This is a genomic window from Halomonas sp. DN3 (assembly GCF_024137905.1).
GTDB classification, from domain to species: Bacteria; Pseudomonadota; Gammaproteobacteria; order Pseudomonadales; family Halomonadaceae; genus Halomonas; species Halomonas litopenaei.
In genome coordinates, this window is record NZ_CP099965.1 from 2,494,277 (window position 1) to 2,517,525 (window position 23,249).

Genomic DNA, 23,249 nt, shown 5'->3' on the forward strand with positions numbered 1-23,249 from the left:
GATCAACGTTACTATTCTTACATCGTAGTCCCGGCTTTCACACCATGGAATATCGCCTTTCCCTTTCTGCCGACCTCACCACCAAGTCCGCCTCGGTGAGACGGCACATGGGTCGCTGCCTTGCCACCAACCTGCGCAATGCACTCAGACGCCAGGAGCCCAAGACCAAAGTCGTTGCCCAATGGGACCATCTGGTCGTAAGACTTCCGCGGGGCCTTGCGCGCGAGGATCGTCTGGCACTCGAAGCGAGCATGACCCGGATACCGGGCGTTCAGCGCGTGGCCAGGACGCGCAACAGGCCGCTTGGGGACTGGCGGAGCACCATCGAACAACTGGCGTGCGAACGGGTATCGGATATCGAAGGCAAGCGCTTCAAGGTCAAGGTCAAGCGCAAGGGACATCACGACTTCGGTTCGGTGGAGGTGGAGCGTGCGCTGGGCGCAGCGCTGCTCGCCCATGCTGCTGATGCCAGGGTCGACCTGAGCACCCCCGAGTTAGTGATGCCACTGCGGATCGATGGCGACACCTTGATCGAGGAAGTCGACCTTGGGCCGGGCCTCGGTGGCTTTCCACTAGGCACCCAGGGAGAGGCGCTGGTACTGATGTCCGGGGGTTACGACTCTCCGGTGGCGGCCTATCGGATGCTCAGGCGCGGCATCAAGTGTCAGTTTGTCCTCTTTCGTTTTGGCGGACAGGAACAGGAAAAGGCGGTCAAGGCGCTGACCCGAGACCTGTGGCAGCGATACAGTGCCTCCCATAAGGCCAACTTCATCACCGTTCCCTTCGAGGAAGTGGTCGAGACACTGCGTCGCGAGGTACCCGATGCCCTGGTGTCGCTGGTGCTGAAGCGCTTGATGATCGAGGCCGCCGCAAGAATCGCGCAACGCGCGCGCATCCCCGCCCTGGTGACAGGAGAGGTGATCGCCCAGGTGTCCAGTCAGACACTGACCAACCTCGGCCTGATCGACCGCGCCAGCCACCTGCCGGTGTTGCGACCGCTGCTGACCGATGACAAGCAGACCATCATCGATGAGGCCCACCGGATCGCTACCGCTGAGGCGTCGAGCCGAATGCCCGAGTACTGCGGCGGGATGTCCAGTCGCCCCAGGGTCAAGGCGTCGCTGAAGGAGCTTCAAGCGGCAGAGGCCGGGCTACCGGCCGACCTGCTGGATCGCGCCCTGGCCAGCGCCACTCGCCAGCCTGTCGATGCGCCAGTATCCAAAGGCGTCAGCGCACCCTCCCAGGAGCCCCTGGCAGAAGTCTCCTTTGGAGGGCTCCACGACTTCGCCCGAACGGCGACCCGGGTCATCGATGTGCGGCCCCCGGACGACGTCGAGCGCCGTCCGCTTGGGCCACTCGCCTGCCCCGTCGATCACATTCCCTTCTATGAACTGGCGACCCGCAGCGATGCGCTGGATCGCGACACCCGCTATCTCCTCTATTGTGACCAGGGCGTCATGAGCCGCCTCCAGGCGCTGCACCTCAAGGACCGAGGCCTTGAGCATGTCGGCCTGCTGGTGGCGTCCTCCTGACAATGCACCGTCTGCACAACGGCTCTTTCATGGCTGCGCCCAAGCACGATAGCGGATGCACACGACCTCGATCCTAGCTACAATCGTCGCCTGATTTTCAACGGGATATCACGTCACACCATGTCCATCACCGCACCCGACAAGCGCCAGATTCTGGTCACCAGCGCCTTGCCCTACGCCAACGGCGCCATTCACCTGGGCCACCTGCTGGAGTACATCCAGACGGATATCTGGGTGCGGTTCCAGAAGAGTCGCGGCCACCAGTGCCACTACGTCTGCGCCGATGACGCCCACGGCACCGCGATCATGCTGCGTGCCGAGCAGGAGGGCATCACCTCCGAGGCGCTGATCGACCGCGTATCCCGCGAACACCAGCAGGACTTCGCCCGTTTCGGCGTGGCCTTCGACAACTACCACTCGACCCACTCCGAGGAAAATCGCCACTTCAGCGAGCTTATCTATAAGCGCCTGCGCGACAAGGGGCACATCGCCACCCGTGACATCGAGCAGATGTACGATCCGGTCAAGGGTCTGTTCCTGGCCGATCGTTTCATCAAGGGCACCTGCCCCAAGTGCCACACCGCGGATCAGTACGGCGACAACTGCGAGGCCTGCGGCGCCACCTATACCCCTGCCGAGTTGATCGATCCGGTATCGGCTATTTCCGGCGCCACCCCGGAAGTCCGCAGCTCCACCCACTACTTCTTCAAGCTGCCTGACTTCGCCGACTTCCTCAGTGCCTGGATCAAGGACGACCATGTCCAGCCGCAGATCCGCAACAAGCTGATGGAATGGTTCGAGTCCGGCTTCAACGAGTGGGACATCAGCCGCGACGCGCCCTACTTCGGCTTCGAGATTCCTGACGCGCCAGGCAAGTACTTCTATGTCTGGCTGGATGCTCCGATCGGCTACCTGGCGAGCTTCAAGAACCTGTGCGAGCGCGAGGGGCTGGACTTCGACAGCTACTGGGAGCGCGATTCAAAGGCCGAGGTCTACCATTTCATCGGCAAGGACATCGTCTACTTCCACGCCCTGTTCTGGCCGGCGATGCTGCATGGGGCCGAGATGCGCACCCCCACCGCAGTCAACTGCCACGGCTTCGTCACGGTCAACGGCGCCAAGATGTCCAAGTCACGCGGCACCTTCATCAAGGCCGCGACCTACGCCGAGCATCTCAATCCCGAGTACCTGCGCTACTACTTCGCCGCCAAGCTCACCTCCCGGGTCGATGACCTCGACCTGAACCTCGAGGACTTCGCGCTCAGGGTCAATGCCGACCTGGTGGGCAAGGTGGTCAACATCGCCAGCCGCTGCGCCGGCTTCGTCAAGAAGCTCGGCGGCGGCCAGCTGTCGAATCACTGCGCCGAGCCGGACATGCTGGCACGCTTCATCGCCGCCGGTGACGAGATCGCCGACTACTATGAACAGCGGGAGTTCGGCCGCGCCATGCGCAAGGTCATGGAGCTGGCCGACGAGGCCAACAGCTACATCGCCGACCAGGCGCCCTGGGTGCTGGCCAAGGAGGCAGGCCGCGAGCAGGAAGTGCTCGACATCTGCTCCATGGGAATCAACCTGTTCCGTCAGCTGATGGTCTACCTTGCCCCGGTGGTACCGGCCATGGCCGAACAGGCCAGACTGTTCATGAATCTCGACACCCTCGACTGGAACAGCCGCGAGACCTGGCTGGGCGATCACCCCGTCAACAAGTTCAAGCCGCTGATGACCCGGGTCGAGAACGATCGTATCGATGCCATGATCGAAGCATCGAAGGAGGATCTGGTGGAAGAACAGAAGCTCAAGGAAACGCCCAAGGGCCCGCTGGCCGAGACGCCGATCGCCGACGAGATCAGCTTCGACGACTTCGCCAAGGTGGACCTGCGTATCGCCCGCATCGCCAAGGCGGAGTACGTCGAAGGCGCCGACAAGCTGCTCAAGCTGTCGCTGGATCTCGGCGGCGAAAGCCGTCAGGTCTTCGCCGGCATCCGTCGCGCCTATTCGCCGGAGGCCCTCGAAGGCAAGCTGACCGTCATGGTGGCCAACCTGGCACCGCGCAAGATGCGCTTTGGTGTTTCCGAAGGCATGGTGCTGGCGGCTGGCAACGACGACGGCATCTATCTGCTCGAACCCCACAGTGGCGCAGAACCCGGCCAGCGGGTCAGCTAAGGGGTTCCATCACGCCCATGCGCCGGCGGGGCCCTGCCCGCCGGCCGTTACCTCGTGTATTCCATGACCGACGTTCTTCTCGTCCTCGTCAGTACCGCCCTGGTCAACAACTTCGTGCTGGTGCAGTTTCTCGGGTTATGCCCTTTCCTGGGGGTGTCCTCGAAGCTGGAATCGGCGCTGGGCATGTCCCTTGCCACCACCTTCGTGCTGACCCTGTCATCGGCGGCCAGTCACCTGCTGCACCGTTATCTGCTGGTGCCGCTGGATCTTGAGTACCTGCGCACCATCGCCTTTATCGTGGTGATCGCCGTGGTAGTCCAGGCCACCGAGGTCATGGTCCGCCATCTGAGCCCCCTGCTGCATCGGGTGCTTGGCATCTTCCTGCCGCTGATTACCACCAACTGCGCGGTGCTGGGCGTGGCGCTGCTGAGCCTGGGTCGCGACGGCGGGTTCTTCGATGCGCTGCTGTACGGATTCAGCGCCGCTCTGGGCTTCTCGCTGGTGCTGATCCTGCTGGCGGCCATGCGCGAACGCCTGGCGGGCGCCGATGTACCGCGCCCGTTTCGCGGTGCGGCCATCGCCATGATCACCGCCAGCCTGATGTCGCTGGCCTTCATGGGCTTTACCGGGCTTGCCACCGGGGGCTCTCCATGAGCCTGACGAGTCTTGTCGGCGTGGTCCTGATGGTCGCGCTGATCGGCGTCTGCGGCGGACTGCTGGGCTGGCTGAACCGTCGCTTCAAGGACGGCGAGGATGGCCTGGTGGAGCAGATCGACGCCCTGCTGCCCCAGACCCAATGTGGCCAGTGTGGCTATCCCGGCTGTCGGCCCTACGCCGAAGCCGTCGAGCAGGGAGAGGCGATCAATCGCTGTCCACCGGGCGGCGAGGCAACCATCCTTGAGTTGGCCGAACTGCTTGGTCGGGAACCGCTGGCGCTCGACGGCGACGCCGACGATACCCCCCGGGTGGCCTTTATTCGGGAAGATGAATGCATCGGCTGCACCAAGTGCATCCAGGCCTGCCCGGTGGACGCCATCCTCGGTGCCTCGAAGATGATGCACACGGTCATCGCTCACGAATGCACCGGCTGCGACCTCTGTATCGCCCCCTGCCCGGTGGACTGCATCGACATGCTGCCAAGAGAGCCACAACCCCGCTGGACCGCCGGCATCATCGCCAGCGACCGCACCACGGAGACGCTTCATGGCAGTACTTGAGCGACTCTGGCGATCACTGTCGGCGGGTACCCGGCCCGCCGGCGGCGTGCTGCCCCCTACCCGCAAGTCGCAGACCCGCGACCTGGGCATACGCACGCCGCCGCTACCGGCCAGGGTGACATTGTTGCTGGAAGATGGCCGCGACCAGCCGTGGCGAGAGGTCCAGCCCATCGTCAAGCCGGGCCAGTACGTGCGTGCCGGCGAGCCAGTGGCACGCGCCGTCGGCCACCTGGCGCTGCCGGTGCACGCCAGCATCTCGGGCCACGTCAGCGCACTGGTCCTTGGCCACGAAGCGGACTCCGGCGAACAACACCGACCCGCCGTGGTGATCGAAGCAGACGGCGCTTCACAGCACCACTGGCTGCCGCCGCTCGACTGGCAAGGCGCGGCCCCCGGCGAAATCATCCAACGAATTGCCGACGCCGGCATCGCCGGCATGGGCGGCGGCGGATTTCCGGCCCATCTCAAGGTCCGCGCGGCACGCCAGGCGGGCATCGATACCCTGGTGGTCAACGCCGCCGAGTGCGAACCCTACCTGAGCGCCGATGACCAGACACTGCGCCAGCACACCGACCGGGTGCTGCTCGGTGCAGCGATGGTGGCCCATGCCACCGGGGCCGGCTCTATTGTCATCGGCATCGAAGACGACAAGCCCGAGGCGGCCAGCGCCGTGCGGGCCCGGCTAGGCGAGCTGCCCTGCCCGGCACGGCTCGAGGTGATCCCCACCCGCTACCCCAGCGGCGGCGAGCGCCAGCTGATCGAGCGCCTGCTGGGCCGCCGTCTCGCCTCGGACCAGCTGCCGGTGGACGCCGGCGTGCTGTGTCACAATCCCGGGACCCTGGCGGCCATCCACGACGCGGTGGCGCTCGGCAAGCCGATGATCGAGCGCACCCTGACCCTGGCGGGCCGAGCACTGGCACGCCCCGGCAATGTCACCGCGCGCCTGGGCACCGCCATTGAACACCTGCTGGAGGACGCCGGCCTCGATCGCACCAGATTGTCGCGGGTGATCGAAGGCGGGCCGATGATGGGTCAGGCGATCGGGTCGCTTGACCAACCCATCACCCAGACCACCAACGGCCTGATCGCCGCTGACGCGGCTGAACTGCCGACGCCGCCCCCCGCACGCCCCTGCATCCGTTGCGGCGACTGCCAGCCGGCCTGCCCGGCGGGCCTTGCCCCTCAGCAACTGTGGTGGCACTCCCAGGCAGGCGAAGACCACAAGGCCGAGGCCAACGGCCTGTTTGACTGCATCGAGTGCGGCGCCTGCGATTACGTCTGCCCCAGCCACCTGCCGCTGGCCAACGGCTTCGGCGAGGCCAAGCAGCGCCTGCGCACCGCGCGCGCCGAGAGCGCCCGGGCCGACCAGGCCCGCCACCGCTTCGAGGCACGCCAGGCCCGCGAGCAGCGCGAGGCGGCCGAGCGTGAAGCACGTCGCCAGGCCCGTCGTCAGGCCGCCACCCGGCGCGGCCAGCAGCGTGACGCAAGCAGCGCCAAGGATAGCTCAGCCGACGCCAAAGGAACCGCCAGCGTCGCGGACGTGCGTGGCCTGCGCATCGCCCAGGCAGCCGCCAAGGCCGCGGCACGCAAGGCTGAGAAGGCGCTGGAGCGCGCCGCCCAGCAGCAGCAATCGGCGGATGTCCTCGCCGACCTCGAGACTCAGCTGGATACCGCCAGACAGCACCTCGCCGCCGCCGATGCACGACTCAAGGCCGCCCGTCAGGAGGAAACACGGCCATGAGCCACCTTCACCGCCACACCAGCGCAGACAGCGCTCGCCGTGGACACGACAGCGCTACCTTGATGCGTCGGGTGACGCTGGCCTGCCTGCCCGGACTCATCACCCAGAGCTGGTTCTTCGGCCTTGGCGTCGTCACCAACGTCATCACCGCAGCGGCCTGCTGTGTGCTGATCGAGGCGATGATGCTGGCGGCGCGTCGGCGGCCCGTCTCGCCAACCATCGCTGATGTCAGCGCCCTGTTGACCGGGGTACTGCTGGGTGCGGCGCTGCCGGCGGGCACCAGCCTGTGGCTGATCCTGATCGGCTCGCTTGCCGCCGTGGCGGTGGCCAAGCACCTTTACGGCGGGCTCGGCCAGAATCTGTTCAACCCCGCCATGGTGGGCTACGCCCTCCTGCTGGTGTCCTTCCCCACCCAGATGAGCCTGTGGCCCGCACCCTCGGGGCTATTCGGCCCCGACGCCGTCGAGCCCTCGACCTGGCTGGCACGCTGGCTGGGCCAGCACCCACCAGCCGCACTGGATGCGCTGAGCGGTGCCACACCGCTGGACGCCTACCGCCATCGCGCCGCAGACGCCAGCCTCGCCGAGCTAGTGGCACCAGCGGCGCTGGAGGCCTGGCGCAACGTCGCCGTGGCCTGGCTGGCCGGAGGTCTTTACCTGCTCTACCGCCGGCTGATCGACTGGCGCCTGCCGCTGTCCATGCTCGCCTCCATGGCCTTGCTCGCCTGGCTGTTCGATCAACTGTCGGCCAGCGGCGGCGTCGGCTTCCACCTGCTCGGGGGCGCGGCCATGTTCGGCGCCTTCTTTATCGTCACCGACCCTGTCAGTGCCGCCAGCGGTCGTCGTGCACGCCTGGCTTATGGTGCCGGCATCGGCGCCCTGACGATGATCATCCGTGCCTATGGCGGCTACCCCGACGCCGTGGCCTTCGCCGTGCTGCTGATGAACCTGGCCGCCCCCCTGCTCGACCAGCTGGTGCCCGACCGGCCATCGAATGCTCGAGCCACCCGGAGGCACAACGGTGACGGCTAGCCAGCGACCCGCCTTGGTCAAGAGCGCTGATGGACGACCGCCTCACTTGGAAAGCACTGATAGACTGCGCTGATGAATAGCCCTGATAGCAACACGTCGGCTCCGCGAACACTGGCCGTGAAACTTGCCCTGTTCGCCCTGGTGACCCTGGGTGCGGTCAGCCTGACCCAGGCGCTCAGCGAGGGGCGTATCGAGGCCAATCGCCAGGCCCACCAGGACGCCCTGCTGCAAAGCCTGGCGCCTCAGGGCACCGCCAGGCTGGTGCCGGCGCCGGCCGGTGACCAAGGCTGGCAGGCGCTGGACGAAAGCGGCACGCTGCTCGCCACCCTGCAACCCTCTTCAGCGCTCGGCTACGCAGGCCCCGTCGAGGTGCTGGTGGCACTGACACCGCAGCGGCGTGTCACGGCAGTGCGCGTCGTCGATCACCGCGAGACGCCGGGTCTCGGCGACGCCATCGAGCGCCGCAAGGGCCCCTGGATCGATCAGTTCGAAGGCCTCGCGCGCCACCAGCTGGACCTGGCCCCGCAGGGCGCCATCGAAGCCCTGACCGGTGCCACCATCACCTCTCGCGCCGTCATCCAGGCGGTGAACGAAGCGGTGCTGACTGCCGGGTCGCCGCGTGATACGCCAGACGCCAGTAACCAGGAGCCCAGCCCATGACCCGCAGCGACGCTCGCGACATCGCCATCAAGGGGCTGTGGAGCAACAATCCCGCCCTGGTCCAGTTGCTCGGCCTGTGTCCGCTACTGGCCGTCACCGGCAGTGTGGTCAATGGCCTGGGGCTCGGGATCGCCACCCTGGGGGTGATGCTCGGCGCCAGCGCCTCGGCCTCGGCGCTGCGCCACCAGGTACGCCCTGAGGTACGCCTGCCGGCCTTCGTGTTGATCATCGCTGCCTTCGTGACCTGCGTCGAACTGGCCATGGCGGCGCTGGCCTACGAGCTCTACCAGGTGCTCGGCATCTTCCTGCCGCTGATCGTCACCAATTGCGCCATCCTGGCTCGGGTCGAGGCCTTTGCCTCCCGCCAACCGCTCAAGCTGGCGCTGTTCGACGCCCTGATGAACGGCCTCGGCTTCACTCTGGTGCTGGTGTTGATCGGGGGTATCCGCGAACTGCTGGGGCAAGGCACCCTGTTCGCCGGCATGGACCTGCTGCTGGGCGACGCAGCCGGTGACTGGACACTGCACCTGCCGGGTGATGGCGGCATGCTGTTTCTGGTGCTGCCCCCGGGGGCCTTTCTGGTCACCGGGCTGCTGATCGCCGCCAAGAACGCCATCGACGACGCCGTGAAGCGCCGCCGCCCGGCGCCGACCCGGACGCCCAGGGACGAACGCCGGGTGCGGGTTACCGGGGTCGTGCGCTGAAGATCCGCCCGGCCTGGCCCGCTGTCGATTCAGCCCCTGGCTTGCCAACCAAAGAGACGAGCATGAACGCTGCCAAACGCCACGAGATCTTTACCCGCCTGCGGGCCCACAATCCCGAGCCGACCACCGAGCTCAACTGGAGCACACCGTTTGAACTGCTGGCCGCGGTACTGCTGTCGGCGCAGGCCACCGACGTCGGCGTCAACAAGGCCACCGCTCGCCTGTTCCCCGTGGCCAACACACCCCAGGCGATCATCGATATCGGGATCGACGCGCTCAAGGAACACATCAAGACCATCGGCCTTTACAACACCAAGGCCGAAAACCTGATGAAGACCTGCCATCTGCTGATCGAGAACCATGGCGGCGAGGTACCGGCCACCCGTCCGGCGCTGGAGGCCCTGCCCGGGGTCGGACGCAAGACCGCCAACGTGATACTCAACACCGCCTTCGGCCAGCCCACCATCGCCGTGGACACCCACATCTTCCGGGTCTCCAACCGCACCGGCATCGCCAAGGGCAAGAACGTGGTGGAGGTCGAGGAACGGCTGGTGCGCCACGTGCCCCGCGAGTTTCGCCAGGACGCCCACCACTGGTTGATCCTCCATGGCCGCTATACCTGCGTGGCGCGCAAGCCACGTTGCGGCAGCTGTGTCATCGAGGATCTGTGCGAGTTCAAGGACAAGACCGACATCTAGACCTTGCATGGGCCGCGACTGCACCCAGCGACGGTTTTCGCCCGTCCTGGCCCCCAGCACCACAGACGAAAGCGCTCGCCGGCGACAGCGCCATCACCAAGGATGCAGCGCCGGAAGCCGGAAGCCGGAAGCCGGAAGCCGGAAGCCAGGCGAATTACGCCAAAGTTCAAGCGCAGCCGGCGGCCAGACGCGTTAGCCTGAGGGCCCAAGTCTCAACATGAGCGGTTAACGATGCAGGAAGTGCTACAGCAACTCTGGATTCCGCTGGCCATGGCCGTGAGCTTTGGCGCCTTCACCGGCTCGCTGTTCCGGCTAAGTGGCCGCCCGGGCTCCGAGCGGCCACTGATGTTCCCGGTGCTTGGCCTGCTCGGCGGCCTGACCGCCTTCATGATCCACCAGGTGCTGGTGTGGACGGTGGGCGCGCCGACCTGGCTGTTACCGACCCTGGTGGTGCTCCAGGTCTGGCTGTGGCTCGGGCCGCTGGGGCCGAAGATCCCCCGCCGCGAACAGGACCCACGAGAATGATCGTCTCCCCGTCAGACTGACGACCACAAGAGGCGCCCCTGCCTTGGCAGGGGCGCCTCTTTTATCGCTAATGCCTTCACACTAGGGTGAGCCCAAAGGGCCTGGACCGAGAACCGTCACCGAGCGCAGGCATAATTCCAGGCTTTCTACGAAAAGTCGGCGAGCGATGGTCAGACAAGGCAAAAATCGGTGAGAAAGCGCAGTTTACAAGCCGTAAATGAGCATTTTGATCCGATTTTTAACGCCGTATTACCGAGCGCAGGCACTTTTCATGCAAGCCCTATTGGCGAGTGGACGGGCACGGCGCCCCACAGGGAGCACAGGCGCTGGCGTCACGCTGGTTCAGCGAGGTGCGAGCGTGGCCGTCGCCCATGTTGAAGGCGAAGGTGGGACTGGCCAGGTGGTCGGCCATGATCAGTACCAGAATCGCCAGCAACAGACCGATGACGCGGCTTCGATGATAGGCGGCTTTCATGGGAATCACCTTGAACAATGGATCAGTGGGTCGGTCGATCAGTTGGGCAGTCGGAACCAGGGGCGCAGGCGAATCCCCACCAGCGAGCCGACGAAGGCGCAGGCGAACCACACCCAGGCGTGCAGGCTGCCCGAGGCCAGTCCCGAAAACAGCGCGCCGATATTGCAGCCGAAGCCCAGGCGGGCACCGTAGCCCAGCAGCAGGCCGCCGATGATCGCCGCCAGGAACTGACGTCCCTCGATGGGCTTGCGACTGGCTTCATTGAAGCGATTGGCCAGACCCGCCGCCAGCATGGCACCCAGCAGCAAACCGAAGTTCATCACCGAGGTGATGTTCACCAGCACCGAATCGGCCAGCGCCATGGCCGGGTAGTCCCAGGTCCAGAACTCGAACTGACTCATGTCCACGCCGATGGCCTGCAACGCCTTGGCGCCCCAAAGATTGAAGGCGAAGGTGATGCCCCAGGGCGCCCCGCCGATGGCCAGGGTCAGGGTGTTGCCGATCGCCAGCACCAGGATCGCCCAGACGAAGGGCCAGCGTCCCTGCACCAGGGTGCGCAGCATCCCGCCTTCGGCAGGTGCCAGGCGCAGCTCGGAGCGCTCGAGCGAACCGTGGGCGCGGCGTTCCACTCGATTGACCCACAGCATCACCAGCGCCAGTCCCGCCCACTGTACCGCGATGGCGCCGAAGACACCGACACTGTCGATCAGGCTGACAGGATCCAGGCTCGGCAGGTCGAGCCACCACGGCAGGTGGATCGAACCGACCACCGCACCGATGATGAAGAACGCAAGTGTCACCAGCATGCGCAGGTTGCCGGCGCCGACGGTAAACAGCGTGCCTGAGCCACAGCCTCCACCCAACTGCATGCCCAGGCCGAACACGAAGGAGCCCACCACCAGCGAGGTGCCGATGGGCGCCACCGCGCCCACCATGCCGGGCTCTCCGCTGCCGAGCAGCGGAATCATCAGCGCAGAGGTCAGTGCAAACAGGATCAACTGGGCACGCATGCCGGCGCCGCGACGCTTGGTGACCAGGTTGCGCCAGCCGGCGGTAAAGCCAAAGGCCCCATGGTAGAGCGCCATCCCCAGCGCGATACCGACGCCGAACAGCGCCACCAGGAAAGGAGCGGTCTCGAGCCACACCAGCCCGCCCAGGATCAGCATCCCGGCCAGGGCCACGCCGACGACGAAACGATCGACAGGAAGGCGGCCCTGGACGAGGGCCGCAGCGGAAGTCTGTGTCATGGTAGTGATCTACTCGTGATGAGAGGGCCACGCCGGCGACCCGGGGTCGGCGGCGTGGCGATAGCGTCAAACCCTGCCATCCAGCAACAGGTACGGCACGGACGCAGAAGCGAGGCAACGATAACGTAGCAAAGGCGCAGCAATTGCGCGAAATCGACGCTTTAACAAGGCGCCAACCGGAGCCTCAGGGCAACCGGATCCTCAGGGCGATCAGTCGTCGCCAAGGCCCAGAGCGTCGAGCACCTTGCCCAGTCCCTGCTTGGCCACCGCCAACGGGCGTGACTCGTCCTGGGTCCACTCGGCCATGGAGCCGTCATACAGGGCCACATTGTCGAAGCCGGCGATTTCGCTGAGCACGAACCAGTCGGTGGCGGCCCAGTGGCCGGTGTTGCAGAAGGCCACGGTCTTGGCGCTGGCGTCCAGCTCGGCCGCCTGTATCCGCGAGGTCACCTGGGCGGTGTCCAGACGCCAGGCGCCGCCATCGTTGGCCAGCAGGCTCTGGTGAGGCAGGTTCAAGGCACCCGGGATGGTGCCAGGAGCCGCCGCCGCCGGCGACTGATTGTCCCCCTTGAAGTAATCCTCGGGGCGAGCGTCGACCAGCTGCCCCTGGGACTCCCGTGCGGCCTCGACCTCTTCGGTGGTGGCCAGCAGTGACTCGTCCAGTTCGCCCTCGAAGCGCACCGGGTCGGGATATTCGACGGGGCCACTGACGACCTCCAGCCCCTGTTCCTTCCAGCCCGCAAAGCCACCGTCGAGGATCGCCACCTGGTCATGGCTGAGTACCTTGAAGGTCCAGTAGACCCGTGCGGCGCTGCCGAAGTCGGTGGCACCCGTGCCCGCCGGCACCAGCACCACGGTATCGTCGTTGTCGATACCGAGCCCACCGATCAACCGCTGTAGACTCGACACCGGCGGCATCACCCCGGTGACGCCGTCACGACTCTCGCGCCAGCCGTCTTCGGTATAGCTCGAGTACAGGCTGCCCGGGATATGGGCGTCTTCGAAGCTCGAGCGATCGCCGCCATTGTCGATGCTGGAGCGAATGTCCAGCACCACCAGATTGTCGTTGTCCAGATGCTCGCTCAGCCAGGCGGGGCTGACCAGCGGATCGACCTCAAGCGCCTGGGCGGAGCCTGCCACCAGCAAGGCACCGGCAAATGTCAGGGACCTCAGCATGATCTTGACCTCCTAGGTGGGTGTTGACGCCCATTATCCCGCTCGGAGCAGCAAACTCAATATGCTTGCAATGAATAATAATTTTCATGTTCATAACTTGCCGACATGAATATTCGCTCCAGCGAATGCCGAGCAACGCAGCAGGCGCAATGCCTTGTCAGGCAAGGCGCTTGGTAGCACACCCCTCGTGCACGCTCCTACTGTCACGCTCCTCATGCAAGGTCCTTCCCAGACGGTCCTTCGGCCATACCCACAGGATCCTTTCTGCCAGGCGATGCGCGAGCGGCCTTCCGCACCAGGTTACAGCGACAGTTCGCCTCCCCGTTCGACGGCGCGGACATAGCCGGGCCGTTGGCGACAGCGCTCGACAAAGGCGCCAAGCTGCGGGTGGTCGCCGAGCTGGCCACGACCTTCCAGCGCCAGCAGCGGGAAGCTCATCTGTATGTCGGCGGCACTGAAGTGCTCGCCCGCGAACCATTCTCGCCCTTCCAGGCTGTGCTCCCAGAAGTCCATCAGACGGCGGATCTCCGGCCCCAGATACTGCTTGCGCACGCCCTCGGCAAAGAGCCGGCCCAGGGGCCGCATCAGTGCCGGCACCGGCGGCTTGCCGAGCCGGCTGAACACCAGATTCATGACCAGTGGCGGCATGGCCGAGGCCTCGGCGTGGTGCATCCAGAACACGAAGTCGGTGGTGTCGGCGCTTGACGGCTCGGGCCACAGTCGATGCTCGGTATCGAAGCGCCTGAGCAGGTAGTCGATGATGGCGCCGCTCTCCGCCACCACGCGGCTACCTGCGTCTTCATCGGTGATCACCGGGGACTTGCCCAGCGGGTGCACCTGCTTGAGTGCGGCGGGTGCCAGCATGGTCTTCGGATCTCTGGCGTACTGGCGGATCTCGTAGTCCACGCCCAGCTCTTCCAGCAGCCAGACGATACGCAGTGAACGCGAATTTTCCAGATGGTGCACGACGATCATGGGGCTCTCCTTGGAACGAGTCATGCCTTGAGGCGGGTCTTTCCCTGAGACAGGCAATGGCCTGAGGTGTGGCTCTCCCCGGCATGGGCCGGGGCGTATTGAATGGGCTGACGGGCGCGGCGACGACCTGCCTGAAACAACAGCCCCACAGACACAAACGGCGCCCCGGAGGGCGCCGTTGTCGCGGTGAGCAATCACCGCGGTTCGAACATCTCGTCGCCGACTTCATCGATGTAGCGTTCGGCCTTCTGACGCATCAGGGCGTCACAGGCTTCCCGCCCCGGCACCAGGTCGGAACGCTCGAACCGATGCTCCAGGGTCTCGCCGCCCTCGATGGGCTTGCGGATGACACCGCTGACGCGGAACTGACCGCCCTGCTCCTCGGGTTGCGAGATGATCAGGTAACCACGGTACTCGACCGCTTCGGCCTCGGGCGCGGCCCGGGACGACGACTTGCCGTCCCCCTTGAACAGCGCTCCGAACAGTTGCTTCAGCATGGGAACTCCTTTGGCCTGTCGCGCGACGTTACCACTCAGTCCTGACGACGACCCTTGCCGGCAGCGATGCGCAGACGCAGGGCGTTGAGCTTGATGAAGCCTTCGGCGTCCTTCTGATCGTAGGCGCCCTGGTCATCCTCGAAGGTGGCGATGGACTCGTCGAACAGCGACTCGTCGGAGCGGCGACCGGCGACGATGGCGTTGCCCTTGTAGAGCTTCATGCGCACCACACCGGAGACGTTCTTCTGGGTCTCGTCGATGGCCGCCTGCAGCATGCGGCGCTCGGGGCTCCACCAGTAGCCGTTGTAGATCACCTCGGCGTACTTCGGCATCAGCTCGTCTTTCAGGTGAGCCTCTTCGCGATCCAGGGTCAGCGACTCGATGGCGCGGTGGGCACGCAGCATGATGGTGCCCCCGGGCGTCTCGTAGCAGCCGCGGGACTTCATGCCGACGTAGCGGTTCTCGACGATGTCCAGACGGCCAATACCATTGTCGCCACCCAGCTTGTTGAGTTTCTCGAGCACCTCGTGGGGCTTCATCGGCTCGCCGTCGATGGCCACGATATCACCCTTGTCGAAGGTCAGCTCGACGTAGGTCGGGGTATCGGGGGCGGCCTCCGGCGACACGCTCCAGCGCCACATGTCTTCCTCGGCCTCGGCCCAGGGATCCTCGAGGATGCCGCCCTCGTAGGAGATATGCAGCAGGTTGGCATCCATGGAGTACGGGGACTTCTTCTTCTTGCTGAAGTCCACCGGAATATCGTGCTGCTGGCAGTAGGCCATCAGCTTCTCGCGGGAGTTGAGGTCCCACTCGCGCCAGGGGGCGATCACCTTGACGCCGGGCTTGAGCGCATAGCCGCCAAGCTCGAAACGAACCTGATCGTTGCCCTTGCCGGTAGCGCCGTGAGAAATCGCGTCGGCACCGGTCTGGTTGGCGATCTCGATCAGGCGGCGGGCGATCAGCGGACGGGCGATGGAGGTGCCCAGCAGGTACTCGCCCTCATAGATGGTATTGGCGCGGAACATCGGATAGACATAGTCGCGCACGAATTCTTCGCGCAGGTCCTCGATGTAGATTTCCTTGACGCCCAGGGCCTCGGCCTTGGCACGGGCAGGCTCGACTTCCTCGCCCTGACCGATGTCAGCGGTGAAGGTCACCACTTCGCAGTCGTACGTTTCCTGCAACCACTTGACGATGACGGATGTGTCCAGTCCGCCGGAATAGGCGAGCACGACCTTCTTTACATCGGACATGCTAGGGGCTCCTTCTTGTAACCAACCATGGTGTGACCAACGCATTCGCGGCGCGAATAACGCCCGAAGAGCGCCGATTATAGCGTGCATCTGGGGTGCCGAATACCGGCCACGGGACGCCGCTGCCCCAAACTGCTAGACTTTCGCCGTTTCGGCCTGCACTAACCAGGCCCCCTGACCCCACACGGCCCGACAAGGAGAGGTGCATGAGCGAGCTGATCGCCCGCGAACTCATGGCGCAACGTTTTCGCAGTTTTCTGCCGGTGGTGGTGGATATCGAGACCGGCGGCTTCAACCCGGAATCCGACGCCCTGCTGGAGATCGCCGCCGTCACCCTGACCATGGACCCGGAAGGCAACCTGTTGCCCGACGCCACCTTCGCCTACCACATCGAACCCTTTGCCGGTGCCAATGTGGAGCAGGCAGCACTGGACTTCACCGGCATCCGCCTCGATGACCCGCTGCGCAAGCAGGTGGCGGTCAGCGAATCCGAGGCACTCGGCGAGATATTCCGTCCGGTGCGCAAGGCGATCAAGGCCCATGGCTGCACCAGAGCTATCCTGGTGGGCCACAACGCCGCCTTCGACCACGGCTTTCTCAATGCCGCGGTCAATCGCTGCGAGATCAAGCGCAATCCCTTCCACCCCTTCTCGAGCTTCGACACCGCGTCGCTTGCCGGCCTGGTCTACGGCCAGACCGTGCTCGCCCGAGCCTGTCGCGCCGCCGGTATCGAGTTCGACAACAACGCCGCGCACTCGGCCCGCTACGACACCGAGCGCACCGCCGAGCTGTTCTGCGCCATGGTCAATCGCTACAAGGACCTGGGAGGATGGCGGCTGGCCCAGCAGGAGCAAGGCATGGAAGAGGATTGATCCCCTTCGGCCACTAAAGTCTCAAGACGATAAAGGCCCCGATGGTCGATGACCATCGGGGCCTTTATCGTAGGTGCGAAGCTTTCGCGGCAGCCGGTCGACGCGGTCCCGCCGGACAACGATTTATGGAGAGGCGTTGGCCTGGCGGGCGCACGGCCACCAACAGCGCTCTTTAGTCGGCAGCGCCTTCCTCGTTCTGGCGGGCACGCTCGGCGGCCTGCTTGACCAGCGGCTCGAGTTCGCCGTTGTTGTGCATCTCGACGACGATGTCGCAGCCGCCGACCAGCTCGCCTTCCACCCAGAGCTGCGGGAAGGTCGGCCAGTTGGCCACCTTGGGCAGCTCCGCGCGGATGTCGGGGTTGTCCAGCACATTGACGAAGGCAAAGCGCTCGCCACAGGCCATCAGCGCCTGCACGGTCTGGGCGGAGAAGCCGCACTGCGGCAGCTGCGGAGACCCCTTCATGTAGATCAGGATGGGATTTTCACTGATCTGGCGCTGAATATTCTCGACGGTGGTACTCATCACGGCTCCTCGTTGAAACGGGCTTGGCTTGCTCGCCCTTGCTAAGTGACGCAGACCGGGACAATGGGGGCATCCCGCCCCATTTTCAATGCGGCCCCGGCGGACTACCTCGCAGGAGGCAATACCCGATGGCCACACTCGGCCTTTGCATGGCCGCATTGTACGGCCCGGCGGCGCGTTGCGCATCCCCTCGGGGCTGGCTAGGATGGTCGTTTTTTACCTCGTTGGAGAGATGCCATGGCCACCCGCCACTTCCTGACCCTACTGGACCTGAGCCAGGATGAACTGCGCTACCTCATCCAGCGCGCCATCACCATCAAGAACGGCCTCAAGGCCCACGGCCCGACCTACACGCCGTTCACCAACCGCACCCTGGCGATGATCTTCGAGAAATCCTCGACCCGTACCCGGGTGTCCTTCGAGACCGCCATGGCCCAGTTTGGCGGGCACGCCCTGTTTCTGTCACCGCGCGACACCCAGCTTGGGCGCGGCGAGCCCATCGGTGACACCGCGCGGGTGCTCTCGGAGATGGTCGATGCGGTGATGATCCGGACCTTTTCCCACCAGGGTCTCGAGGAATTCGCCGCCGCCAGTGACGTGCCGGTGATCAACGCCCTGACCGACGACTACCATCCGTGCCAGCTGCTGGCCGATGTCATGACCTGGACCGAGCTGCGCGGCAGCGTCAAGGGCCGCACCGCGGTGTGGATCGGCGACGGCAACAACATGTGCCACTCCTGGATCAACGCTGCTCGCCAGTTCGACTTCAAACTGCGTATCTGCTGCCCCGAGGGCTACGACCCCCGCGAGGATATCCTGGCCGCCGCCGGTGACCGGGTGGTGATCGAGCGCGACCCGATGACCGCCGTGGCCGGCGCCGACCTCGTCACCACCGATGTCTGGGCCTCCATGGGCCAGGAGGAAGAGCAGGCTCGTCGCGAGGCGGACTTTGCCGGCTTCCAGGTCACCGAAGCGATGCTCGACGCCGCCGCCAAGGACGTGCTGTTCCTGCATTGCCTGCCGGCCCACCGCGGTGAGGAGATCAGCGAGACCCTGCTCGACGATCCCCGCGCGGTCGTCTGGCAGGAAGCCGGCAACCGCCTGCACGCCCAGAAGGCGCTGCTGGAGTTCTTGATGTTGGGTCAGGTCAACGGCTGAGATCCTGGTCGACGCACTTATAGACTTTGGTCTAATTCGACGATTGTCGTATACTGGTCCCATCTTCTTATTCGGGATGGGACCATGGCCCTCACCGCTGATCACAACGACACCGCCCAGCGCATCGACCTCACCGCCTTCATCGAGGATCTCTACCGCGATGGCGAGGTGCTGGAGGCGATCACCCAGCCCAGTCGCGGGCTCAGCGCCGAGCGGCTCGATTCCCTGACCCGCTCACGGTCCCAGGCCTCGCGTCTGCGCCGCCTATTGCGCCAGGCGCTGGTGGCCCACAATAGCCAGGGGCGGCTGGTGCTCACCACCACCGGACGTGAACTGGCCTTTGACCTCTATGGTGTCGGCGCCGCCGACCTTCACGCCAGCGCCTGAGGTCTAAAGCGAGCGACCGACGCTGCTGTCTGGGTGTCGCCAGCCATCAACAGCCAGGCGGTAAATAGACAGGCGATTAATAGCCCGGCGGTCTCCTGACACCAGCCAGATATGCCAAGGGCGCCCAGCGGGCGCCCTTGGTGCTTCTGCTATCGGCTCTTGGGCGTATCGGCTCTTGCCACTATTCGTTTTTACCCTTTGCCTTTGCCAGCGGCGGTCGTTGTTACCTAAGGCCTATGCAAACGGCAGTCTGCCGCTTGGCTGCACGCCACCACGTCGCCGGTGAAGGCCCCCTTGATCAGGCCCCCTCGATCAGGCCCCCTCGATCAGGCCGCCGCGTCGGTATCTGCAGCCCCCTTCGTCCAGGCGTGGCGCTTGAAGGCGTCGTCGATGGGCGTGTCCGCCAGGTGATTCACGTAGTTCGACAGAATCTTCTGGCTCACCCCCAGCACGATATCCAGCAGCTGCTGCCGGCTGAAGCCCGCCTCGAGGAAGTGCTCCACCACGGCCGGATCCGGACGTCCGCGATCACGCACGATGGCCAGCGTGGTCTGGCGCAGCAGCTCCAGACGAGCGTCTTCCAGCGGCTGCTGGTCGCGCAGCGCCTGGGTGATGGCGGGGTCCACCTTCATCATGCTGGCCACCGCCGTGTGCACGGCCACACAGTACTCGCAATCATGCTCGACGTTGATCGCCTGCCATACCACCGTCTTCTCGGCGGCATCGAAACTCGAGGCGAGAAACAGCTCATGCAGTCGCTGGTAGGCCTCCAGCACGCCCGGCGCTTCGGCCATCACGCTATAAAGGGCCGGGATCATGCCCATCTCCTTCTGCGCCTTCTCGAGCAGGGGGCGGCTTTTTTCGGGGGCGCTGGACAGATCGTGCTGAGTAAAGTCGGTCATGGGTCTCTATTCCAATACAGAGGTGAAGGGATACGTCGATGAACGTGCTACTTGGTGGCGCTCGTTGCCGAATCCTTTCCCCGCACTCTCCCTACCCTCCTCATCACGCCTGTTCTGGCACAGATTGGCAGCGACACCAAGGATGTCGCATGACGTCAACGAAACGACGCTTGGCGCCAAGTGACAGGCCGTCATCTTCGCCACACTGCGCCCATTCACGACGAGGAGAGCATCATGAACCGCAACGTCATTCTGACCTGCGCCGTGACCGGCGCCGGCGACACCACCGCCAAGAGCGACAAGGTCCCGGTCACCCCCGAGCAGATCGCCAACGACTGCATCGAGGCCGCCAAGGCCGGCGCCAGCATCGCCCACATCCACGTGCGCGACCCCGAGACCGGTGGCGTCAGCCACTCGCTGGATCACTTCCGCGAGGTGATGGAGCGGGTGCGCGAGGCCGACACCGACATCGTCATGAACATCACCGCCGGCGGTGGCGGGGACTGGATTCCGGACAGCCAGGATCCGACCCGTGGCGGCCCCGGCACCGACATCCAGACCCCGGCCCAGCGCCATGAGCCGGTGGGCGAGCTGCTGCCTGAGCTGTGCACCCTGGACTGCGGCAGCCTCAACTTTGGCGACATGATCTACGTCAACTCCGCCGACTGGCTGCGTGAACACGCCCGTCTGGTGCAGGCCGCCGGGGTCAAGCCGGAGCTCGAGTGCTTCGACCTGGGCCATGTATGGTTCGCCCGCCAGCTCCAGGCCGAAGGCCTGATCGACGGTGACCCGCTCTACCAGCTGTGCCTGGGCATCCCCTGGGGCGCCGAGGCCGACACCGAGACCATGCTGGCCATGCGCAACAAGCTGCCGACCAACGCCAACTGGGCGGCCTTCGGCATCGGTCGCCACCAGATGCCCATGGCCGCCCAGGCGGTACTGCTCGGCGGCCACGCCCGCGTCGGCCTCGAGGACAACCTCTACCTGGAAAAGGGAGTACTGGCCTCCAACGCCCAGCTGGTCGAGAAGGCCGGTCGGATGATCAACCACCTTGGCGCCAACGTGATGACCCCGGCCGAAACCCGCAAGTTCCTCAAGCTGCGCGACCCGTCCACCGGTCAGATCGCCGGCGACAGCGCTGGAGGTGATGCATGAAACAGCTATCCGTCATCGGTACCGGCGTCATCGGCAACGGCTGGATCGCTCGCGCCCTGGCCAACGGCTGGCGTGTTGCCGCCTTTGACCCCGACCCCAGGGCCGAGGCACGCACCCGTGCCTTCGTCGACAATGCCTGGCCGTCACTGGAAAAACGGGGCCTGGCCGAGGGCGCAAGCCCCGACAACCTGCGCTTTGCGACCTCGCTGGAAGCCGCAGTGGACGGCGCCGACCTGATCCAGGAAAACGTGCCCGAGCGCCTCGAGCTCAAGCGCAGCATCCTGGCCCAGATCGACGCCGCGGCGCCGCCTGAGGTGCTGATCGGCTCCTCGACCTCGGGCTTCAAGCCCAGCGACCTGCAACAGGGCTGTCAGCACGCGCCCGGCAGGGTCATCGTCGCCCACCCCTTCAACCCGGTGTATCTGCTGCCGCTGGTCGAGCTGGTCGGCGGCGAGGCCACCCAGGCCGAGCACACCGAGCGGGCCCAGGCGCTGTATCAGGCACTCGACATGCGCCCGCTGGTGGTGCGTCGCGAGATCGAAGGGCATATCGCCGATCGCCTGATGGAGGCGCTGTGGCGGGAGTCCCTGCATCTGGTCAACGACGGTGTCGCCACCACCGAAGAGATCGACGCCGCCGTGGTCTACGGCTGCGGCCTGCGCTGGTCACTGATGGGCACCTTCCTGACCTTCCATCTGGCCGGCGGCGATCAGGGCATGCGCCACATGCTGGAACAGTTCGGCCCCGCCCTGAAGCTGCCCTGGACCAAGCTCGAGGCGCCGGAGCTGACCGACGAGCTGATCGATCGGGTGGTCGAGGGCTGCGAGCACCAGGCCGCGGGTCGCAGCGTGTCCGAGCTGGATCGCCGTCGTGACGACTTTCTGGTCGAACTGCTCGGGCTGGTCCAGAAGTACTGGCCGGAGGCGGAAGGCCTCGAGGGGCGCATCTGATGGCGCTGCTCGACACCGACGTCAAGCCTGACTGGGTCGACTACAACGGCCATATGAACGACGCCGAGTACGCCAGGGTGTTTTCCCTGGCGGTCGATACCCTGATGGAGCGCATCGGCCTCGACGAGGCCGGTCGCCACCGGCACGGCTACACCCTCTACACCCTGGAGACCCATCTGCGCTACCTGCGCGAGGCCCACCAGGGGCAGCCCCTTCAGGTCGAGGTCGCGCTGGTCGATCGTGACGCCAAGCGCCTGCATCTGTGGTTCGAGCTGTACAGCAGCGAACAGCTGCTGGCCACCAGCGAACAGATGTTGATGGGCATCGACCTCGACAGCGGGCGCCCGGGACCTTTCCCCGAGGCGGTGGACACCGCCATCGCTGCGCTGCCGGTCATCTCATCGCCCGCTCCCGAGGGGCTCGGGCGGCGTATCGGCATCGTCCGACGCTGAACGCGCCATCAGCGCAGACTCGGCCAGGGAACACCAGACCATGACCATCGATGACTTCGCCGAACGTTTCCAGGCCGGGCTCGACGCCATGGCGACGATGCCGATGAACCAGGCGAGGCGCCACTACGACGAGCTCTGCGCCAGCTTCGCCGGCCCCGTACCGGCCACGATCGCAGTCACCGACGAGGTCATCGACGGCGTCGGCGTGCGCCGCTATCGGCCGCACCTCGGCGCCGACGGCGTGGTGCTCTACGCCCACGGTGGCGGCTTCACCATCGGTTCGGTAGAGAGCCACCAGGGTGTCGCCGCCGGTCTTGCCCAGGCCCTCGGGCGAGAGGTGGTCAGCCTGAACTACCGGCTGATGCCCGAGGCGAGCTATCTCGCGCTGCTCGACGATGTCGAGGTGGTCCGTCGGCGGCTTGCGCCGGTTGCCCTGGTCGGCGACAGCGCCGGTGCCCGGCTGGTGCTGGACGCCGCCAGGCGTGCTGCCGACGACAGCCCCCTGGGCCTGGTCTACCCGCTGCTCGGCACGCCAAGCGACACAAGCCTCGGACCGGACGCGCCGCTGCTCAGCCGGCAGGACGTGTTGGCGGCCTGGTCAATGATCGCCGAACAGGCTCGCCGAATCGGCGACGACCTGCCCGCCAGCCGGGCCATCGAGTGCCTCGCCGTGGAGCATGACCCGCTGACGCCCCCCTTGCTGGCAACACTGGATGAATGGCGCCGCTGCCACCACCAGATCGGTGTGCATATGGCCGAGGGCATGTTGCACGGCGCCCTGCACGCGCGCTCGTCACTGCCTGCGATGGAGGCTGCCTGGCGAGCATTCTGCCGTGCGCTTGCCGCACATCTTGACTAGAGTCTTTTCTCTAAACGCCTGGTTTTTCAAGTGCTTGAATCGACCATCCAGCACATTTTCGTCGCCTTTAACCTGCCCAACCGAGGACACCGCCGAC

Annotated in this window: 25 protein-coding genes; 17 read left to right on the top strand and 8 right to left on the bottom strand. The window is 65.5% G+C overall.

From position 1 onward, the window contains the following. The first annotated feature begins 44 nt into the window (after window positions 1–44). From thiI to NKF27_RS10770, 10 genes are all read left to right on the top strand, one after another. On the top strand, window positions 45–1,532 hold the full coding sequence (thiI, locus tag NKF27_RS10725) for a tRNA uracil 4-sulfurtransferase ThiI (RefSeq protein ID WP_301271155.1): 1,488 nt from the start codon (window positions 45–47) through the stop codon (window positions 1,530–1,532). Window positions 1,533–1,652: 120 nt separating this feature from the next. After that, the gene (gene metG / locus NKF27_RS10730) at window positions 1,653–3,695 is read left to right on the top strand and encodes a methionine--tRNA ligase (RefSeq protein ID WP_253551536.1); all 2,043 of its coding nucleotides are present in this window, start codon (window positions 1,653–1,655) and stop codon (window positions 3,693–3,695) included. A gap of 63 nt (window positions 3,696–3,758) precedes the next feature. Next, window positions 3,759–4,349, top strand: a complete 591-nt coding sequence (rsxA, locus tag NKF27_RS10735; RefSeq protein ID WP_045994778.1) for an electron transport complex subunit RsxA — start codon at window positions 3,759–3,761, stop codon at window positions 4,347–4,349. Further along, the gene (rsxB, locus tag NKF27_RS10740; protein ID WP_108133363.1) at window positions 4,346–4,912 is read left to right on the top strand and encodes an electron transport complex subunit RsxB; all 567 of its coding nucleotides are present in this window, start codon (window positions 4,346–4,348) and stop codon (window positions 4,910–4,912) included. The genes rsxA and rsxB overlap by 4 nt, the downstream gene beginning before the upstream one ends. Further along, window positions 4,899–6,653, top strand: a complete 1,755-nt coding sequence (gene rsxC, locus NKF27_RS10745) for an electron transport complex subunit RsxC (RefSeq protein ID WP_253551538.1) — start codon at window positions 4,899–4,901, stop codon at window positions 6,651–6,653. Before rsxB ends, rsxC begins: the two co-directional genes overlap by 14 nt. Continuing rightward, complete coding sequence (locus NKF27_RS10750; RefSeq protein WP_253551539.1) at window positions 6,650–7,684, top strand: RnfABCDGE type electron transport complex subunit D; 1,035 nt, start codon at window positions 6,650–6,652, stop codon at window positions 7,682–7,684. Before rsxC ends, NKF27_RS10750 begins: the two co-directional genes overlap by 4 nt. A gap of 117 nt (window positions 7,685–7,801) precedes the next feature. Further along, complete coding sequence (locus NKF27_RS10755) at window positions 7,802–8,344, top strand: RnfABCDGE type electron transport complex subunit G (protein ID WP_185696463.1); 543 nt, start codon at window positions 7,802–7,804, stop codon at window positions 8,342–8,344. Next, entirely contained in the window at window positions 8,341–9,048 is a 708-nt protein-coding gene (locus NKF27_RS10760; RefSeq protein ID WP_253551541.1) for an electron transport complex subunit E, read from the top strand. The genes NKF27_RS10755 and NKF27_RS10760 overlap by 4 nt, the downstream gene beginning before the upstream one ends. Window positions 9,049–9,110: 62 nt before the next feature. Then, complete coding sequence (nth, locus tag NKF27_RS10765; RefSeq protein ID WP_253551543.1) at window positions 9,111–9,746, top strand: endonuclease III; 636 nt, start codon at window positions 9,111–9,113, stop codon at window positions 9,744–9,746. Window positions 9,747–9,977: 231 nt separating this feature from the next. Continuing rightward, entirely contained in the window at window positions 9,978–10,271 is a 294-nt protein-coding gene (locus NKF27_RS10770) for a hypothetical protein (RefSeq protein ID WP_253551545.1), read from the top strand. Between the two features lie 280 nt (window positions 10,272–10,551). Here the strand turns inward: NKF27_RS10770 and NKF27_RS10775 are convergent, their stop codons facing one another. From NKF27_RS10775 to NKF27_RS10800, 6 genes are all read right to left on the bottom strand, one after another. After that, entirely contained in the window at window positions 10,552–10,746 is a 195-nt protein-coding gene (locus NKF27_RS10775) for a hypothetical protein (protein ID WP_045994785.1), read from the bottom strand. A gap of 38 nt (window positions 10,747–10,784) precedes the next feature. Then, window positions 10,785–11,993 (bottom strand): YeeE/YedE family protein, encoded by a 1,209-nt coding sequence (locus tag NKF27_RS10780; RefSeq protein ID WP_253551551.1) that lies wholly within the window; start codon window positions 11,991–11,993, stop codon window positions 10,785–10,787. Between the two features lie 210 nt (window positions 11,994–12,203). Beyond that, window positions 12,204–13,169, bottom strand: a complete 966-nt coding sequence (locus NKF27_RS10785) for a sulfurtransferase (protein WP_253551553.1) — start codon at window positions 13,167–13,169, stop codon at window positions 12,204–12,206. A 300-nt stretch (window positions 13,170–13,469) separates the two neighbouring features. Further along, window positions 13,470–14,144, bottom strand: a complete 675-nt coding sequence (locus tag NKF27_RS10790) for a glutathione S-transferase family protein (protein WP_253551555.1) — start codon at window positions 14,142–14,144, stop codon at window positions 13,470–13,472. 194 nt (window positions 14,145–14,338) lie between these two features. After that, the gene (locus NKF27_RS10795) at window positions 14,339–14,641 is read right to left on the bottom strand and encodes an HlyU family transcriptional regulator (protein WP_045994789.1); all 303 of its coding nucleotides are present in this window, start codon (window positions 14,639–14,641) and stop codon (window positions 14,339–14,341) included. A 35-nt stretch (window positions 14,642–14,676) separates the two neighbouring features. Next, window positions 14,677–15,894, bottom strand: coding sequence for an argininosuccinate synthase (locus NKF27_RS10800; RefSeq protein WP_045994790.1), 1,218 nt, complete (start codon window positions 15,892–15,894; stop codon window positions 14,677–14,679). Window positions 15,895–16,100: 206 nt separating this feature from the next. On the opposite strand from NKF27_RS10800, the gene rnt reads away from it, so the two are divergent. Continuing rightward, window positions 16,101–16,766 (top strand): ribonuclease T, encoded by a 666-nt coding sequence (gene rnt, locus NKF27_RS10805; protein WP_045994791.1) that lies wholly within the window; start codon window positions 16,101–16,103, stop codon window positions 16,764–16,766. 172 nt (window positions 16,767–16,938) lie between these two features. Here the strand turns inward: rnt and grxD are convergent, their stop codons facing one another. Further along, entirely contained in the window at window positions 16,939–17,289 is a 351-nt protein-coding gene (gene grxD, locus NKF27_RS10810) for a Grx4 family monothiol glutaredoxin (RefSeq protein ID WP_045994792.1), read from the bottom strand. A gap of 237 nt (window positions 17,290–17,526) precedes the next feature. Here grxD and argF point away from each other — a divergent pair, with 237 nt between their 5' ends. Together argF and NKF27_RS10820 are read left to right on the top strand one after the other, a co-directional pair. Further along, complete coding sequence (gene argF, locus NKF27_RS10815) at window positions 17,527–18,447, top strand: ornithine carbamoyltransferase (RefSeq protein WP_045994793.1); 921 nt, start codon at window positions 17,527–17,529, stop codon at window positions 18,445–18,447. 84 nt (window positions 18,448–18,531) lie between these two features. Further along, complete coding sequence (locus NKF27_RS10820) at window positions 18,532–18,834, top strand: hypothetical protein (RefSeq protein ID WP_045994794.1); 303 nt, start codon at window positions 18,532–18,534, stop codon at window positions 18,832–18,834. 326 nt (window positions 18,835–19,160) lie between these two features. Here the strand turns inward: NKF27_RS10820 and NKF27_RS10825 are convergent, their stop codons facing one another. Then, window positions 19,161–19,736: a carboxymuconolactone decarboxylase family protein gene (locus NKF27_RS10825; protein ID WP_253551557.1), complete on the bottom strand. Its 576-nt coding sequence runs from the start codon at window positions 19,734–19,736 to the stop codon at window positions 19,161–19,163. Between the two features lie 234 nt (window positions 19,737–19,970). Between NKF27_RS10825 and NKF27_RS10830 the strand changes: the two genes are divergently transcribed. From NKF27_RS10830 to NKF27_RS10845, 4 genes are read left to right on the top strand one after another with little or no spacing between them, the layout of a single operon-like run. Next, window positions 19,971–20,891 (top strand): 3-keto-5-aminohexanoate cleavage protein, encoded by a 921-nt coding sequence (locus NKF27_RS10830; protein WP_108133355.1) that lies wholly within the window; start codon window positions 19,971–19,973, stop codon window positions 20,889–20,891. Beyond that, entirely contained in the window at window positions 20,888–21,841 is a 954-nt protein-coding gene (locus tag NKF27_RS10835; RefSeq protein ID WP_253551559.1) for an L-carnitine dehydrogenase, read from the top strand. Before NKF27_RS10830 ends, NKF27_RS10835 begins: the two co-directional genes overlap by 4 nt. Continuing rightward, complete coding sequence (locus tag NKF27_RS10840) at window positions 21,841–22,293, top strand: thioesterase family protein (RefSeq protein WP_253551561.1); 453 nt, start codon at window positions 21,841–21,843, stop codon at window positions 22,291–22,293. Before NKF27_RS10835 ends, NKF27_RS10840 begins: the two co-directional genes overlap by 1 nt. 40 nt (window positions 22,294–22,333) lie before the next feature. Beyond that, window positions 22,334–23,152: an alpha/beta hydrolase fold domain-containing protein gene (locus NKF27_RS10845; RefSeq protein WP_253551562.1), complete on the top strand. Its 819-nt coding sequence runs from the start codon at window positions 22,334–22,336 to the stop codon at window positions 23,150–23,152. Window positions 23,153–23,249 lie beyond the last annotated feature (97 nt).

Coding starts and splice junctions, on each gene's coding strand:
- NKF27_RS10795 (WP_045994789.1), bottom strand. CDS start 14,641: ATGCTGAAGCAACTGTTCGGAGCGCTGTTCAAGGGGGACGGCAAGTCG.
- NKF27_RS10835 (WP_253551559.1), top strand. CDS start 20,888: ATGAAACAGCTATCCGTCATCGGTACCGGCGTCATCGGCAACGGCTGG.
- thiI (WP_301271155.1), top strand. CDS start 45: ATGGAATATCGCCTTTCCCTTTCTGCCGACCTCACCACCAAGTCCGCC.
- rsxB (WP_108133363.1), top strand. CDS start 4,346: ATGAGCCTGACGAGTCTTGTCGGCGTGGTCCTGATGGTCGCGCTGATC.
- NKF27_RS10750 (WP_253551539.1), top strand. CDS start 6,650: ATGAGCCACCTTCACCGCCACACCAGCGCAGACAGCGCTCGCCGTGGA.
- NKF27_RS10760 (WP_253551541.1), top strand. CDS start 8,341: ATGACCCGCAGCGACGCTCGCGACATCGCCATCAAGGGGCTGTGGAGC.
- NKF27_RS10825 (WP_253551557.1), bottom strand. CDS start 19,736: ATGACCGACTTTACTCAGCACGATCTGTCCAGCGCCCCCGAAAAAAGC.
- nth (WP_253551543.1), top strand. CDS start 9,111: ATGAACGCTGCCAAACGCCACGAGATCTTTACCCGCCTGCGGGCCCAC.
- NKF27_RS10800 (WP_045994790.1), bottom strand. CDS start 15,894: ATGTCCGATGTAAAGAAGGTCGTGCTCGCCTATTCCGGCGGACTGGAC.
- rsxC (WP_253551538.1), top strand. CDS start 4,899: ATGGCAGTACTTGAGCGACTCTGGCGATCACTGTCGGCGGGTACCCGG.
- NKF27_RS10785 (WP_253551553.1), bottom strand. CDS start 13,169: ATGCTGAGGTCCCTGACATTTGCCGGTGCCTTGCTGGTGGCAGGCTCC.
- NKF27_RS10770 (WP_253551545.1), top strand. CDS start 9,978: ATGCAGGAAGTGCTACAGCAACTCTGGATTCCGCTGGCCATGGCCGTG.
- NKF27_RS10840 (WP_253551561.1), top strand. CDS start 21,841: ATGGCGCTGCTCGACACCGACGTCAAGCCTGACTGGGTCGACTACAAC.
- argF (WP_045994793.1), top strand. CDS start 17,527: ATGGCCACCCGCCACTTCCTGACCCTACTGGACCTGAGCCAGGATGAA.
- NKF27_RS10780 (WP_253551551.1), bottom strand. CDS start 11,993: ATGACACAGACTTCCGCTGCGGCCCTCGTCCAGGGCCGCCTTCCTGTC.
- rnt (WP_045994791.1), top strand. CDS start 16,101: ATGAGCGAGCTGATCGCCCGCGAACTCATGGCGCAACGTTTTCGCAGT.
- grxD (WP_045994792.1), bottom strand. CDS start 17,289: ATGAGTACCACCGTCGAGAATATTCAGCGCCAGATCAGTGAAAATCCC.
- metG (WP_253551536.1), top strand. CDS start 1,653: ATGTCCATCACCGCACCCGACAAGCGCCAGATTCTGGTCACCAGCGCC.
- NKF27_RS10830 (WP_108133355.1), top strand. CDS start 19,971: ATGAACCGCAACGTCATTCTGACCTGCGCCGTGACCGGCGCCGGCGAC.
- NKF27_RS10845 (WP_253551562.1), top strand. CDS start 22,334: ATGACCATCGATGACTTCGCCGAACGTTTCCAGGCCGGGCTCGACGCC.
- NKF27_RS10820 (WP_045994794.1), top strand. CDS start 18,532: ATGGCCCTCACCGCTGATCACAACGACACCGCCCAGCGCATCGACCTC.
- rsxA (WP_045994778.1), top strand. CDS start 3,759: ATGACCGACGTTCTTCTCGTCCTCGTCAGTACCGCCCTGGTCAACAAC.
- NKF27_RS10790 (WP_253551555.1), bottom strand. CDS start 14,144: ATGATCGTCGTGCACCATCTGGAAAATTCGCGTTCACTGCGTATCGTC.
- NKF27_RS10775 (WP_045994785.1), bottom strand. CDS start 10,746: ATGAAAGCCGCCTATCATCGAAGCCGCGTCATCGGTCTGTTGCTGGCG.